The 14,765-nt window shown below is 47.4% G+C and carries 13 protein-coding genes; 9 read left to right on the top strand and 4 right to left on the bottom strand.

Translation table 11 applies throughout. The features are described from left to right. The first annotated feature begins 573 nt into the window (after nucleotides 1-573). Nucleotides 574-993: a hypothetical protein gene (locus tag S7335_RS10145; protein WP_006454007.1), complete on the top strand. Its 420-nt coding sequence runs from the start codon at nucleotides 574-576 to the stop codon at nucleotides 991-993. Nucleotides 994-1,114: 121 nt separating this feature from the next. On the opposite strand, the gene S7335_RS10140 is transcribed toward S7335_RS10145, so the two are convergent. The 3 genes from S7335_RS10140 to S7335_RS10130 form a co-directional block, all read right to left on the bottom strand. Beyond that, nucleotides 1,115-2,719: an NAD(P)H-quinone oxidoreductase subunit 4 gene (locus tag S7335_RS10140; RefSeq protein WP_006456644.1), complete on the bottom strand. Its 1,605-nt coding sequence runs from the start codon at nucleotides 2,717-2,719 to the stop codon at nucleotides 1,115-1,117. A gap of 352 nt (nucleotides 2,720-3,071) precedes the next feature. Beyond that, nucleotides 3,072-3,962 carry a 30S ribosomal protein S6--L-glutamate ligase gene (rimK, locus tag S7335_RS10135; protein ID WP_038016041.1) on the bottom strand — a complete coding sequence of 297 codons (891 nt, stop codon included), beginning with the start codon at nucleotides 3,960-3,962 and terminating at the stop codon, nucleotides 3,072-3,074. Next, nucleotides 3,907-4,500 (bottom strand): ATP-dependent zinc protease, encoded by a 594-nt coding sequence (locus tag S7335_RS10130; protein WP_227499978.1) that lies wholly within the window; start codon nucleotides 4,498-4,500, stop codon nucleotides 3,907-3,909. The genes rimK and S7335_RS10130 overlap by 56 nt, the downstream gene beginning before the upstream one ends. Before the next feature lie 216 nt (nucleotides 4,501-4,716). On the opposite strand from S7335_RS10130, the gene S7335_RS10125 reads away from it, so the two are divergent. The 4 genes from S7335_RS10125 to S7335_RS10110 all read left to right on the top strand — a co-directional run bounded on the left by S7335_RS10125 (nucleotide 4,717) and on the right by S7335_RS10110 (nucleotide 8,366). Then, the gene (locus tag S7335_RS10125) at nucleotides 4,717-5,490 is read left to right on the top strand and encodes a DUF4230 domain-containing protein (protein ID WP_006453667.1); all 774 of its coding nucleotides are present in this window, start codon (nucleotides 4,717-4,719) and stop codon (nucleotides 5,488-5,490) included. 315 nt (nucleotides 5,491-5,805) lie between these two features. Further along, nucleotides 5,806-6,603: a glutathione S-transferase family protein gene (locus tag S7335_RS10120; protein ID WP_006455918.1), complete on the top strand. Its 798-nt coding sequence runs from the start codon at nucleotides 5,806-5,808 to the stop codon at nucleotides 6,601-6,603. After that, nucleotides 6,603-7,928: an FAD-binding oxidoreductase gene (locus S7335_RS10115; protein WP_006455923.1), complete on the top strand. Its 1,326-nt coding sequence runs from the start codon at nucleotides 6,603-6,605 to the stop codon at nucleotides 7,926-7,928. Before S7335_RS10120 ends, S7335_RS10115 begins: the two co-directional genes overlap by 1 nt. A 243-nt stretch (nucleotides 7,929-8,171) precedes the next feature. Further along, on the top strand, nucleotides 8,172-8,366 hold the full coding sequence (locus S7335_RS10110) for a heavy-metal-associated domain-containing protein (protein WP_006457529.1): 195 nt from the start codon (nucleotides 8,172-8,174) through the stop codon (nucleotides 8,364-8,366). A 323-nt stretch (nucleotides 8,367-8,689) separates the two neighbouring features. On the opposite strand, the gene S7335_RS10105 is transcribed toward S7335_RS10110, so the two are convergent. Next, nucleotides 8,690-9,559 (bottom strand): pre-peptidase C-terminal domain-containing protein, encoded by an 870-nt coding sequence (locus tag S7335_RS10105; RefSeq protein WP_006454540.1) that lies wholly within the window; start codon nucleotides 9,557-9,559, stop codon nucleotides 8,690-8,692. A 300-nt stretch (nucleotides 9,560-9,859) separates the two neighbouring features. On the opposite strand from S7335_RS10105, the gene S7335_RS10100 reads away from it, so the two are divergent. The 4 genes from S7335_RS10100 to S7335_RS10085 all read left to right on the top strand — a co-directional run bounded on the left by S7335_RS10100 (nucleotide 9,860) and on the right by S7335_RS10085 (nucleotide 14,617). Then, a complete protein-coding gene (locus S7335_RS10100) occupies nucleotides 9,860-10,309 on the top strand; it encodes a hypothetical protein (RefSeq protein WP_006456181.1) in 450 nt (149 codons plus the stop codon). Between the two features lie 170 nt (nucleotides 10,310-10,479). Beyond that, nucleotides 10,480-12,798, top strand: a complete 2,319-nt coding sequence (glgB, locus tag S7335_RS10095; RefSeq protein ID WP_006456184.1) for a 1,4-alpha-glucan branching protein GlgB — start codon at nucleotides 10,480-10,482, stop codon at nucleotides 12,796-12,798. Nucleotides 12,799-12,985: 187 nt separating this feature from the next. Next, nucleotides 12,986-13,522 (top strand): Dps family protein, encoded by a 537-nt coding sequence (locus tag S7335_RS10090; RefSeq protein WP_006456362.1) that lies wholly within the window; start codon nucleotides 12,986-12,988, stop codon nucleotides 13,520-13,522. 216 nt (nucleotides 13,523-13,738) lie between these two features. Beyond that, entirely contained in the window at nucleotides 13,739-14,617 is an 879-nt protein-coding gene (locus S7335_RS10085) for an IS982 family transposase (RefSeq protein ID WP_006454164.1), read from the top strand. Nucleotides 14,618-14,765: the final 148 nt, after the last annotated feature.

Raw genomic sequence — 14,765 nt, 5'->3', positions numbered from 1 at the left:
GTTTTTGAAGGTGCTTTTTGTTACAGGCATGCTACACACTCCAAAGTGATTGTCTGGGGTAGTTGAGCGTAGTGTTACAAAGAGTAAACATACTTTTTACGTCTGGCTAGTGTACGTATAGCCGAGCCCATCTGGTTGCATCTAGTCTTAAATGCTTTAGCCTTTGGCCGCTCTATAGGACTGTTCTAATACGAGTCAGCTCAAACCTGTTTAGTTAAGCTGTTTTGGTTGTTTAGCTCTAAGCAGAGAATCCATATAGAAGACATAGAACTTGTCTGACTTGAAGCTTATCTTGGATCTACCGATGCACCGAGTTCTCCGAATCTCCCTCGAATCACCTCGTCTGGTTGTATCAACCTACTGCCAAGCAAGTACGTCAGGGTAGTGGTTGTAACAATCTAAACAGAGTCTTTACTTAGAATGCTGATCAATCATACAAGAACTTCAATATTTTCCTGGATATTGTGTAGGCATTACCTAACAGGCGTTTTGGTGTTTACCTCAGGTGCCTTCCAACTCTCAAAGATATGATTTTGAGAGTTTTAGACAAGACTTTAACATGAGGTTTTTGTAATGCTGCTAACTGTTTTAGCGCTGTTGATCGGCTATTTGACCTTGAGTATTAGTACGGCCCTGCTCTATTCAACTTGGATGAGTATTGCTATTGTGAGCGGCGAAACTCAAGGAATCCCCGCTCAATCTATCGCGATCGCAGGAATTTGTGGATTGGGGTTTGCTACGCTTAGCGGCTATCTAGTTGGGCTAGTAGCGAGGCGAGCTCCAGTTGCTCACGCGGCAGTGTTTTCGCTGATGTTGATAGTTACTTGGGGATTATCAACTTTCCTAGCCGAGTCCAAAGAGCCTTTATTGATTTCTATCTTGAATATTGCGATCGCACTTGTAGGTGCAATGACAGGGGGTTGGATTCGATCCGCTCAAGTAAAAGTAGCGGCCAAAACAGCAGCAGACCCTCCTATTGAAATACCAAAATAGCCTACTGAAATAAGTTTCCAGTAGGCCACTATATGAGCTTAAACTGATTGACTCAGCTAAGTAGGAGTAAGCAATTTCGCCACGAGGTAATCATCATACAGACAGACACCAAGTCGCTCTACTACAGAGAAGGCGATGTTAGAGAAGGCGACGTCCTTCGTTCTTCGCTTGGAATGCTCATTACCTTTGATAGCGGTGCGACATCTGGCACATCCGGTAGCGTGCCGTGAATTTGGCTAGATACTTCTGTGGTTTTAAGACTGTAAGTTTGGATTGCAATCTTTGGATACAGACCAATTCCCACAATTGGTATTAGTAGGCTGATAGCCACAAACATCTCACGCGGCACAATCTCCCAAGATTTATCTATTGGCAGCTTCACTTCACTCGATTCGCCGTAGAAAACGCTACGCAGCATTGACAGTAAGTAAATAGGAGATAAAACAACCCCCACAGCCGCCAGCATGACAATTGCCGCCTTGAAAAATACGTTGTAAGCGTCGCTAGTTGCCATACCTAAAAACACAGTAATTTCAGCGATAAAGCCACTCATCCCAGGTAACGCTAACGATGCCATTGCTCCGGCTGTAAAGAGCGCAAAAGTAATCGGCATCGCTTTGGCCATTCCGCCCATTTTGTTCATAGAAAGCGTATGTGTGCGCTCATAGGCTACGCCTGATAAGAAGAACAGCACGGCAGCCACCAGACCGTGAGAGATCATCTGAAGCATGGCACCGCTCATTCCCAAAGAGTTAAAGGCCGCTAAACCCAGCAGCACAAATCCCATATGTGCCACCGAAGAATAGGCCATCCGCCGCTTTAGGTTGTCTTGAGCAAAGGCAGTCAAAGAGGCATAGACAATGTTGATAACGCCTAAGAACGCCAGCACGGGTGCAAAGTACAGATGTGCATCGGGTAGCATTTCGATGTTCATCCGAATCAGACCATAGCCTGCCATCTTTAATAAGACGCCCGCTAGGATCATCGAAATGGGAGCAGGTGCTTCGCTGTGGGCATCGGGTAGCCAAGTATGCAGCGGGAAGATCGGTAGTTTGGCGCCAAAAGCAACCAGCAGCCCCAAATAGCAAATCAGTTGAAACGGTAGTGGATAGTTCTTAGCAGCAAGCTCAGTTAGATCAAAGCTGAAGGTGCCACCAAAGAATGCCAAAGCTAGTGCGACGACTAAAATAAAGACAGAGCAAGTCGCTGTGTAGATAATGAATTTGGTAGCTGCGTATTGCCTGCGCTGTCCCCCCCAGATAGAGATTAGTAGGTACACAGGCACCAGCTCTAGCTCCCACATGATAAAAAATAGCATCATGTCCTGCGCCAGAAAGACACCCAATTGGGCGCTAAACATGAGCAGTATCATCGAGTAGTACAAACGGGGCTTGAGTTTGATATTCCACGATGCAATCACAGCTAGAGTGGTGACGAACCCGCTCAGTAGCACCAGTGGAAACGAAAGTCCATCAACGCCTAAAGACCAGCTCAACCCAAACTGAGTGATCCAAGGGTAGGTATCTACGAGCTGAAGACCAGATACACCCATTTCATACTGGGATGCAAATACATATAGAATCAAACCGAATTCGGCCAAGCTGGCTCCTAGGGCATACCATCGGATGGTCTCACCATTCTTATCCGGCAGCAGAGGAATCGGGGTAGCTGCCAGGAGAGGAAAGATAACTAGGAACGTCAGCCACGGAAACTGTTCACCGAGCATTAGAATTCACGCAATTTCGATAGCGACAAAGGCGCAATCATTCCGAAAAGAGCAGGGTCTAGAAAAAGTCCAGTGAGAAACTTGGCTTTTGGCCTAGGCAAAACTATCGGATGGGCAGTTTAGGAATAAGTACCTACTGAGTGCGCCCAAAGCTTAGTATACAAAACTTAATTAATCTTTGGTAAGAATCAAAACATAAAGATGCTTTTGTAATTCATATAAGCCAGTATCAATGGCACAACCCTATTCTGTGGCTTCCTCAAGTTAGGATTGTGTCTCGCAGCTTGGTTTAGTCATAGCGTTAGTTTTTGGGTGATACAGTTACTTTTCAGCCGATTCATTAAGTACGACTTCAAGATGCTGTTGCCGGGACCAGCTTTTTCTCTAGGAACTCGATAATTATTGCTGAAACATCGATTTCTGTAGCCTTCTCAATTCCTTCTAAGCCGGGTGAAGAGTTTACTTCCATCACAACAGGGCCATGGTTAGATCGAAGTAGATCTACGCCCGCTACTCTTAAGCCCATCGCCTTTGCTGCTCTCACCGCCGTACTTCTTTCTTCTGGTGTCAACTTTATTGTCTTGGCATTGCCGCCTCTGTGCAGATTGGATCGAAATTCGCCAGGAGCCCCCTGTCGTTTCATCGAAGCTACGACTTTGTTATTAACTACGAAGCAGCGAATGTCTGCACCTTTTGCTTCAGCAATAAACTCTTGAACAAGGATGTTGGCGTTCAAACCTCGAAACGCCTCTATTACTGAAGTCGCCGCCTGATAAGTTTCGGTCAAGACAACACCGATGCCCTGCGTACCTTCTAGTAATTTAATGACCAAAGGCGCACCCCCAACGATGCCGACAAGTCCTTCAATATCCTTGGTAGAGTGGGCAAACCCAGTGATCGGTAGACCAATGCCTTCTTTAGAAAGGATCTGTAGACAGTGCAGCTTGTCTCGGGCACGAAGAATGGCTTGTGAGGTGTTGGTCGTGAAAACTTCCATCATCTCAAACTGACGGACAACAGCAGTCCCATAGAAAGTATTAGATGCGCCAATGCGGGGAATAACAGCGTCAAATTCTGTTAGCTGCATGCCTTGGTAGAGCACCTGTGGATTATGAGCGGTGATGTTCATATAGCAGCGGAGATAGTCAATCACCTCTACAGTATGGCCCCGGGCTTCTCCGGCTTCTCTAAGGCGGCGAGTCGAATAAAGAGAAGAATCTCTTGATAGAATTGCGATTTTCATATTTGGGTTGCTTTTGGCCTTTCTGTCGGCCTTTAAAGGTTTGGGTACGAGCTTGGCTTTGAACGTAGGATCTACCGGAATCGACCAAAAACTTATGACGTAGGGCTTGTCTGCCCAGAAGCATACGAAAGCCCATTACATCGCGGTTGGTGAGTGTCAGCTCAATAGGCCATGACGCTTCGTTAAGGGTGACAGTGGTTTCAATTACAGGACGCGATTCGCTCTGTCCACCAGAGTTGCGAACGGGACGGACATCGAGTAGCTTTGCCTCTGCTGGAATGATTGTGTCCTTGTCTCGTTGGGAAGGATGGACGTTAAACCGGACGTAGTCGATGTTGTCCTTCTTGAAATATTCTATGTCGAAGGCGTGAAGAGCAGAGGAGCGTGCGCCGGTGTCAATTTTGACTTTGACACTAGTAATACCAAGCTCAGGTAGGGCCACTCGTTCTCGCCAGCCAACAATAGGTAGACTAATAGAAGTTAGATTTGTAGAAATTAGACTTGTAGAAGTTAAATTTGAGTTTTCTCGATCCATCATGATGGGCTAAACCATAATTAGGCTAATCCACGGTGGGTTGAGCGTGATAGGCATCGAAATAGGTTGTCTCGAAATCGGTCACCTTAGACGATGTAGGACGTTGCTAAATAGAGACGGTGTAGACAAGGCGCCTCTCCATTATTACCACCTTAGATGCCACTACTCTTGAAGCTGTCCAAGAAGATATAGTATTGATGTACTGCCTGGCTGTCTGCTATGAAGTCTAGAATTCCAGATCCGTCTCGCCGTAGGGGTGTTCAAATTGGACGTGATCGCCCTACCCTGCGCCCCAACCGTCGATCGCCTTTTGTTAGGGGAATTCAGCTACTAGCAATGGCCACTACGGGTGGTGCAATTATGCTCGCTAGCCTAGCAGGATTAGCCTTTCTGCGCTCGGGTAGTCGGTTTATAGAAGGTATCAACCTCGCCCTAACGCCCCAGCCGCCAGAACAGAGCGTAGATATTCGCACGGTGGTAGTCAAACAGGTACGTGAGGTCAGTGAGCTGACGACGGCTGTATTTACCATGGAAGCAGTCGTGCCAGCCCAAAGCAGCCGAAAGCTAGGCGAATTTACCATTGGTCAGACCAACCTGCTCTACGTAGCCCATGGCGAAGTAAGGGCAGGTGTAGATTTGGAAGAACTCACTACAGCAGATGTGATTTCATCTGAGGCGGGTCGAAGTATCAAGCTCGTGCTACCACCGCCTAGGATCTTGGGAACTGATATAGATGTCGATCGCTCTACTGTCTACGATTACAGCCGGGGGCTCTTCAGTCTAGGGCCTGATACTGCACCCGAACTACAGGAGCTAGCACAGCGAGAAGCTAAAGGAAAGATTGAAAAAGCAGCCTGCGAGCAGGATATTTTGGGTCAAGCCAATGATCGCGCCGAGTTAGTCGTCACACAGCTGCTGCAGAGCGCTGGATTTGAAGAAGTCATTGTTGAAACAGCGCCTGCAGCAAACACGGCTTGCGAGTCCTTCAGCTAGCATGGCTGCTAGCTAGGGTGTGGCTGACTTTACAAAGATCTCGACTTCACAACGCTATAGGCAGATGTGTTTTGACTATAAGCCATTTACATTCAAAGAAGTCTAATGGAAATTCCTGTCAAGATCCAACTCATGCTTATGCAAGCTGAGGATGTAAACCAGGTTCATGCGTTGTGATACAAACAGTTATAGAAGCATGGATAGAGTTTTAGAGAGCACCCTGGTCTTTAGCTGAGAGTTAGTCTTTAGCTGAGAGTTAGTCTTTACTAAGAATTGCCTAGAATGATTTGTCCAAAGTGTTAGGGATTGAATTCGATGTTAGAGCTGCACCAATTTGAAGCGTCCCACTATTGCGAAAAGATTCGGCTGGTCTTGGATTATAAGCAGTTGCCCTATAAGACGGTTGAAGTTACACCAGGGGTTGGCCAAATAGACCTCTACCGACTGTCAGGCCAGCGCCAGGTGCCAGTACTCAAAGACGGGGATGAGGTCGTGCCCGATTCGACTGCGATCGCCCGCTATCTAGACGAAAAGTACCCCGAGCGCCCGCTCATTCCAACTGATGCCAAGCAAAAGGGATTGTGCTTGATGATGGAGGCTTGGGCGGACGAATCGATTGGGCTAAACGCTCGTAAAGCGATGATCGGTGCATTCAATCAGCATCCGAACTTTCGAACCGCCCTGCTGCCAGTCTCTACACCAGAAGTCGTGAAGACAGTTGTGGGTTCATTTCCTAGCGATCTGCTTAGCCTAATTGGCGCGGGTGTAGGCTTAGGTGGAGAGGCTGTCAAATCGGCCACAGATATCCTAAGGCAAGACTTAGAGGCACTGTGTTTGCTTTTGAAAGATCAGCCTTATTTATGTGGAGAAATGCCTACGTTGGCAGATTTTGCAGTCGCTGGGCTGTCGATGTATCTGAAATTCCCGTCTACTCTATATGTAGATTTGCCCTCGGGTATTGCTGGTAAAGGTGTTCCAGGATTAGCTGATGCGCCTGAATACGCACCATTTTGGGCGTGGCGAGATCTTCTCTATTCAGATTTTCGCCAGCCTAGAAGTGGACCTACTGCGCCAGCTACCGGCAGTGGCCCAGTAGCCATTGGAATTGACTGATGGTTACACCTATTACCTCAATCAGCGCTCTTCTAGGTGAAGATCGCTGTATTCCTTGGGAGACAGTTGATCCCAGAAAGCAAGCTCAAATAATGAAGGCGATGGCAAAGCCACCTAATTGCCTTGCCTTGCCGCACACTACTCAAGAACTCGCTCAGGTAATGGCGCTAGCTACTGAGCAAAACTGGAGAGTTCTTCCTGTAGGACAAGCCAGCAAGCTAGGGTGGGGAGGCTTTGCAAAAGATATCGACATCGCCTTGAGCACAGTGCGGCTAAATCGGATTGTGGAGCATGCAGTAGGTGATTTCACAGTAACTGTGGAGGCTGGGCTGAAGCTGTCAGATTTATCGGAGGTGCTATCTAAGGAAGGGCAGTTCTTGGCAGTCGACCCAGCGTTCCTAGATCAAGCAACGATCGGTGGAATCGTTGCAACAGCAGATACAGGGTCTTTGCGTCAGCGCTACGGCGGTCTGCGAGATATGCTGATTGGTGTGCAGTTTGTTCGATACGATGGCAAGCTAGCGCATGCCGGAGGGCGCGTTGTGAAAAACGTAGCTGGCTATGACCTCATGAAGCTGATGACGGGTGGGTATGGCACATTAGGGATACTTAGTGAAATGACATTTCGACTGTATCCTGCGCAGCCAGTCTCCAAATCGCTAGTCTTGACTGGAACGGTAGACGCGATCGCCCAAGCTGCTGCTAAGGTAAGGCTATCGGGTCTAACGCCCGTGGCGTTTGATGTCACGCTAGAGGATTTATCTAATCTGGCAAGCCTAGGTTCAGAACGATCAGATCCAAACAGCGCAGTGGCCTTGGTTGTCAGATTTCAAGGGATTGCCGCAGGTGTCGAAGAGCAGAGCGAGCAGCTAGTAGAGATAGCCAATGAGCATCAGCTGACAACGAAGTATTTGAAACAGGCTGCAGATGCGCAGTATTGGCAGCGGGCGGCAACTTGGGTACGAGCGGATACCATACTTTGCAAGGTAGGTATGAAACCCAGTGCGATCGCTCCTCTAGTTGAAAAGCTCAGCGGCTATTCAAATGTACAGTCAAGACTACACGGCAGTAGTGGATTGGGCTGGATACAGTGGCAGGCGACGGCAGGCGACGGTAAAGAAAGGATTCGAGAGATTGAATGGGCGCGATCGCACTGTCAGAAAAACGGCGGCTTTCTAAGTCTGTTGCAAGCACCCGCTGCCTTGAAGCAATCAATCGATATCTGGGGCTACACTGGTAACGCCTTCCAGGTCATGGCCGATATCAAACAGAAATTTGATCCACAGCGCTTACTCAGCCCCGGTAGGTTTATCGGAGGGATTTAGTGCTTGAACCTTTAGTGCCTAAACTAGTGACCAAACCGCTTCACCATCCTTTGATAGTCTATCTTCTGATGTAGACTTTTAGAGATACAGATGCTGTAGATAAGTGTCTTTAGGCTCTATCCTCAGCGGTATCCTCTCTTCAAAACGGTAGTTGGGTTGTGAGATTTCCGCCCAGACCCTATAGGATCATACTGTCAACTAACCTATCAACTCACTAAAGATATCTTCAGGAGAGATTTTCCCATGACTATGACTTTGAGTGTCCCATCAATCAAGTGTGAGGGTTGCGGCGAGACAATCACAAAGGAGATTAAGACACACGATGCTGATGCTAAGGTCAGTGTAGACATCAAAAACAAGACCGTAGAAGTAGATTCTACGATGTCTGAGTCTTCTGTAAAGCAGGCGATCACCTCAGTTGGTCACGATGTGGCTTAGCAGCTACCAGACTCTATTTACAGAGTATTAGAGGTCGGGTCTACCCACAAACCCTGACGAGAGAGTTGATAGCCAGGAGCTAAATGCTGAAAATCTGCAATGGCCCCCAAAACAATTACTGTTCAATGTCCTCAGTGCCAACAGGTATATATTGACTGGTCTATTCCGGCTGTTGGTACTGTCATTACCTCTAGTCAACGCCCTACTACAGTGTGTTCCCGATGCGGAAATCGCTCGATCCTATCAGAATTGAGCGATCGCAACGGCATACTATCTAAACCTACAGAAGGCTAACGACTTGACTAGGAACATCACGACACTAGCTACTTCGCTTCGCCTGGAATTGGGGTCGCTCCGTTGCCAATTCCTCCATCTGGTTCAACCGGGATAGGGGCAGTTGGTGCATCCGAGCTAACGTCTTGCTCAGGATTAGGAGATATCGACGGTGAGTTGGCTGTAGAGGGGCTCTGCCCCGCGCTCATGAAAAACTGTGCTTCCTGGCGAAGTGATGCCGCAGAAGCAGTCTCTCCCTGCTGCTCTAGAAGATCAGCAGCCGTTTGATAGTCGTTAATCACCGCCTCAAGAATTGGTTGAGGCAGATCCGATGGGTTGGTGATTTCTACCTCAGAGGTAAGATAGGCCAAGTTAATGCGAGATTCGGCTCGGCCTAGGTAAGCGCCAGGGTCAGTATCATCTAATGTGATTGCAGCACTGTAGGCTTCGACTGCATCAGCGAAATCTTCAGAGACAGAGTAGTTGTAAGCGCGGCTAAAGACCTGCTCATATTCACTAGAGGGGCGAACCTCAATTTGATAGCTGCCTCCCAACCCAGAAAATGAGCTCGCTACGGCGCTATAGGTTCCTGTCTCACTCAGCTCAATCACAATCGTCGAATTCAGAGTTCCGCCATAGTCATCGTTAGACGTCAACACTTCGCCATTAGGGCCTTTTAGCATTAGCACGGGATCAAACTCCTCGCTCTGTAACTCGATTGTCATAACTTGACCGGCTTCACCCTCAAAGCTATAGGCATCTTCAACAGGCGCTAGCTTACCCTCTTGCTGTAGCAGCGCCTGGGCCCAAGCTGCTTGATGTACAACTCCGGCAATGCCAGTGAGTGTGATGGTAGCGACGAACCCTTGGGTAATTCTTCGGCCGGCTAAAGCAGATAATTTCTTTCTAATAAGTTTCATGGCGTTGGATTTCCTTATGGTGTCTTCCTTATGGTGTCTATTTATAAGCTCGATTATCAGCGGCATCACACTCGTGTACACGTCCGCATCCAACAAACCTAGATGAGCCTAATGAAGTTTGTTGATAAGGTATGGGACACTATGGTAGCTGTCTCGAGCCTAACAACTAAGCGCAGAACTTAAAGCTAATTATCCAGTTGCATACAAACGGTTTGTCTATAGGCAGCAGGAATAGTCTATAGCCAGCAGGAACATAAGCGTCATAAAGCAAGCATCATAAAGCAATAGAACATTCAGCATATGAAAGAAGCTTCTAATAAAGTCCCTGGAAGGAAGAAAGTCAGCTACTTGGTTGGAATAGCCAGCATAGTGAGTAGCATCTTTCAAGTGCAAGTAGCCCGGGCCAATTTGCTAGAAGTGCCGATCGTCGATATCGAAGTGCCAGAGGAGATCCTCCGTACGGAGATTATTGTAGAAGCTAGATCGCCAGTGACCGGCGAGCTTCTGACAGCGGCCGAATACACGCAGCTACAAGCTCGTTTGGACAGAGAAGGAAGACCGCCTCAGCTCAGCTCAGACATCCGCCAGCTTGTCTATCTTCTACGTCTAAGACGTCTTCTAAAACCTATTGTCCCTTTTATCAAAGAGCAGCAAACTACTCCTTCTACCACAAAGCGGCTGAACTACGAGCTGAACTACAAACAAAAGCCTTTGACTACAAGAGGTGTCAGAACTGAGTCTGGTAGTTAAGCAGCTCTTCTGTAGGCTCTCTGCATTGAGCTTATAACTAGCTGGTAAAGATCGTGCTAGCCAACCTCATCATTTTTTCGTCGAAGAATATTCGCTTAAACAACTAAGCTTTGTTAAGCTAACAGCTATATCAAACTACTCATAAATTTAACGTAAGTCAGGTCATCTATATGTCGTCAACGATTGCTCTAGAACAAATCGAGCGGGTTGTAAGAAATCAACACCACAACCCCTTCGAGGTACTAGGGCCCCACCTTATTAATCGCGACGGCAAGCAGGTTTGGGTGGTTCGTGCTTACTTACCTAATGCGGATATTGCCTGGGTTATACGCCCAGAGACCCGTAAAGAATACTTAATGACAAACGAGCAGCATTCTCATTTTTTTGAGGCTGTGATTGATGAAGCTATCGAAGATAGAAAAGGACTAGCAAACTACCAGATTCGCTATAAGAGCGGTGGGAGTGAGCATGTCTCCTACGATCCCTATGCTTTTAAGTCTCCCGTAATTACCGGGTTTGACGAGCATCTGTTTGCTGAGGGCAACCACCATCGGATCTATGAAAAGATGGGAGCCCACCCCATGGAACAAGGCGACATTGCTGGCGTGTATTTTGCGCTTTGGGCACCAAATGCTCGTAATGTCTCAGTAATTGGCGACTTTAATAACTGGGATGGCCGAAAGCATCAAATGCGTCGGGGTAGTAGCGGCATCTGGGATTTGTTTATACCTCAGCTAGAGGTCGGTGCTCGCTATAAATACGAAGTAAAGAACGGGGATGGTCATATTTACGAGAAATCCGATCCCTACGGTTTTCAAAGGGAAGTAAGGCCAGATACTGCCTCTATTGTTGCTGATTTAGATAAGTATGAGTGGACCGATCAAGAGTGGCTAGAATACCGCCGCCAGAGCGATCCAATGATACAGCCTATCTCTGTCTATGAGGTACATCTAGGCTCATGGATGCACGAGTCTTCAGCTAAGCCGGCTAAACAAGCTGATGGTACTGACGCTCCAGTGGTGACTGTTGCCGACCTTAAACCTGGTGCTCGCTTTCTGACCTACAGAGAACTCGCGGCAAAGCTGATACCTTACGTTAAGGAAATGGGATTTACCCATATTGAAGTTCTGCCAGTTGCCGAGCATCCGTTTGATGGTTCATGGGGTTATCAGGTTACAGGCTATTATGCACCGACTGCTCGCTATGGTAGTCCAGAAGACTTTATGTACTTCGTCGACCAGTGTCATTTGCATGGCATTGGTGTCATTGTCGACTGGGTGCCGGGCCACTTCCCTAAAGATGCACATGGCTTAGCATTCTTTGATGGGACGCATCTGTACGAACATGCTGATCCACGCAAAGGCGAGCACAAAGAGTGGGGCACCTTAGTCTTTAACTATGGACGTAATGAGGTCCGTAACTTTTTGATTGCCAATGTACTCTTTTGGTTTGATAAGTTTCACATCGATGGGATTCGTGTGGATGCGGTCGCATCAATGCTGTATTTGGATTACAACCGTAAGCCCGGTGAATGGGTCGCAAACGAGTATGGCGGCAGAGAGAATATTGAAGCAGCGGAATGCTTGAAGCAGGTAAATCACGTACTGTTCAGTCATTATCCAGGTGCACTTTCGATTGCAGAGGAATCGACCTCTTGGCCGATGGTTTCCTGGCCTACCTACGTAGGGGGGCTAGGATTTAATCTGAAATGGAACATGGGTTGGATGAATGACATGCTTGATTATTTCAGCATGGATCCTTGGTTTAGGCAGTTTCATCAGAACAACGTCACCTTCAGCATCTGGTACGCGTTTAGTGAGAACTTTATGTTGGCGCTTTCTCATGACGAGGTGGTACATGGTAAGAGCCATATGATTGGAAAGATGCCGGGTGATGACTGGCAGAAAATGGCGAACTTACGTGCGCTCTATACGTATATGTACGCTCACCCCGGTAAGAAAACACTCTTTATGGGTATGGAGTTTGGTCAGTGGAGTGAGTGGAATGTATGGGGCGATTTGGAGTGGCACTTACTACAGTTTGGACAGCACAAAAGCTTGAAGCACTGTGTAGAACGCCTAAACTCCCTCTATCGCCGTGAGCCAGCATTGCATACTCAAGACTTCTCTCAAGATGGCTTCCAGTGGGTGGACTGTAGCGACAATCGGCATAGCGTAGTTTCTTTCATTCGCTATGACAAAACAAGCGAAGAATTTATTTTGACAGTGTGTAATTTTACCCCGCAGCCGCATAGCCATTACCGGGTAGGCATTCCTAAGAAAGGGTATTATCGCGAAATTTTCAACAGTGATGCCAGAGAATTTGGTGGCGCTAATATTGGTAATCTAGGCGGAAAATGGTCTGACGACTGGGCTTTTCATGAGCGGTCCTATTCGCTAGATTTAACTTTGCCACCCTTAAGCGTAATCATGCTAAAGCTAGATGTACAAAAGACTGAGGCAGCCTTGAATCCTAACCGAGCTGACTAGTGTTTAGTAGACGGGCAGAGGCGATCACTAGGCAGGCTTGAGCAACCGACTACAAGAGAATGTTACCAAATCCGTCTTTAGGCATCATTTTTGCTATGAAAGAACGTTTCCTTTGATAGACGAAACAATGAAAGGAAAATGGTTGAATTGAATCCACAGACGTCATTAAACAGCACTGAAACAGTACATGAATCCTATTAGCATCGGTTTAACAGAAGAGCAAAGACAGGGAGTAGTAAGCCTACTAAACCAAGACCTTTCTGATTCTTATCTGCTTGTTATTAAGACGAAAAAGTACCACTGGGATGTTATTGGTCCTCAGTTTAGAACTTTGCACGAGCTGTGGGATCAGCACTATGAGTCTATTAGTATGAACATCGATGCGATCGCAGAGCGCATCAGAATGTTAGGCGGCTACCCTATTGGCACAGCAAAGGGCTTTGAAGAAAATGCCACTTTGAATGAACATCCTGGCGATCTACCTACGGCAGAGGAGATGGTCAAGCGTTTGGTCAGCGACCATGAACAAATTATTCGTAACCTACGCGACCATGTTGACCAGTGTGGCGACAAGTACCACGACGAAGGTACTGCTGATTTCTTAACTGGGTTGATGGAACAGCATGAGGAAATGGCCTGGATGCTACGCTCCTTTGTCGAAGGGACTACATTGACCCCTAGTGGTGAACGTGAGACGGACCTGAAAGTACCTGCGGCTGTATAGAAATTGTTGGTGCTCTAATTGGGGTCAGTCAAACTAAAATACTGGCGGAGTTTAATTTATTAGAGAATAGTGCATGGAGGATGTAGCGTAATATATCCTCCATGTCTTTTGAGGGCAAAATTAGGTACCTATAACGTCAGTTCGGGATAAGGAAAGCTTGAAGAAAGGAGGATAGGTAAGCTGAAGTTGTAAAACCCATCAGCCCTATCCTCCACTATGTTCAGCTTAGAAGAACTGTTCTGCCACGTCGATGACTTTTGCCAAGTGTTTGAACCCCTCTGGCAGCGTCAGCTGCTAAGCCACCATCTGAAGACGCGACAACGCGCTCGCTCACTGAGCTTGAGCGAAATCATGACGATACTCATCGGCTTTCACCAAAGCCACTACCGCACCTTCAAACACTACTACGTTCATCATGTATGCCAGTACTGGAAGCAAGCGTTTCCAACGCTAGTCAGCTATAACCGCTTTGTCGAATGGACGCCCTCTTGTTTGTTCCCGCTGTGCTGTTATCTAAAGCGCTGCTTCGGCCGTTGTACAGGCATTAGTTTTATCGATGCGACCAGTCTATCGGTCTGCCACAACCGTCGGATCTGGCAGCATAAGGTCTGCAAAGATACGGCGGCTAGGGGCAAAACCTCTGTCGGCTGGTTCTATGGCTTCAAACTACATCTGGTGGTGAACGAGTGCGGTGAACTGCTCAACCTCACCCTGACCCCGGGCAATACGGACGACCGTGAGCCCGCCTTTGACTTACTCACTGGACTATGGGGAAAAGTCTTCGCAGACAAAGGCTATGTATCGAAGCAGCTGGCTAAGCAACTACTCGAGGTGTTCAACATCGAGTTCTTTGCTAAGCCTCGGCGCAATATGAAGAACCAGCTAGTGCGGCTTACTGACAAGCTGCTCTCGCGCAAACGTTCCATCATCGAAACGATTATCGACCAACTGAAGAACATTTCGCAGATAGAGCATTCTCGTCACCGTAGTCCGGTCAACTGCTGGGTCAACATCCTCTGTGGACTGATTGCTTATTGCCACCAACCGAAGAAGCCTTCTCTCCATATGGAGTGGGAACTTCCCCCTGCTGCTTAAACCGAACTGACGTTACCTATAGGAGCAAAGGGAACAAAATTTCTCTCGACAACTATTCATACGAGTGAATAGGCTCTCACACACATACTAAATATGTCTGCAGATGGATCGTACTTGCAAGACATACTGGTAAAAGTCATCTAATAGA

Source organism: Synechococcus sp. PCC 7335, from assembly GCF_000155595.1.
Lineage (GTDB): Bacteria > Cyanobacteriota > Cyanobacteriia > Phormidesmidales > Phormidesmidaceae > Phormidesmis.
This window is presented reverse-complemented; position numbering and strand designations above follow the sequence as displayed.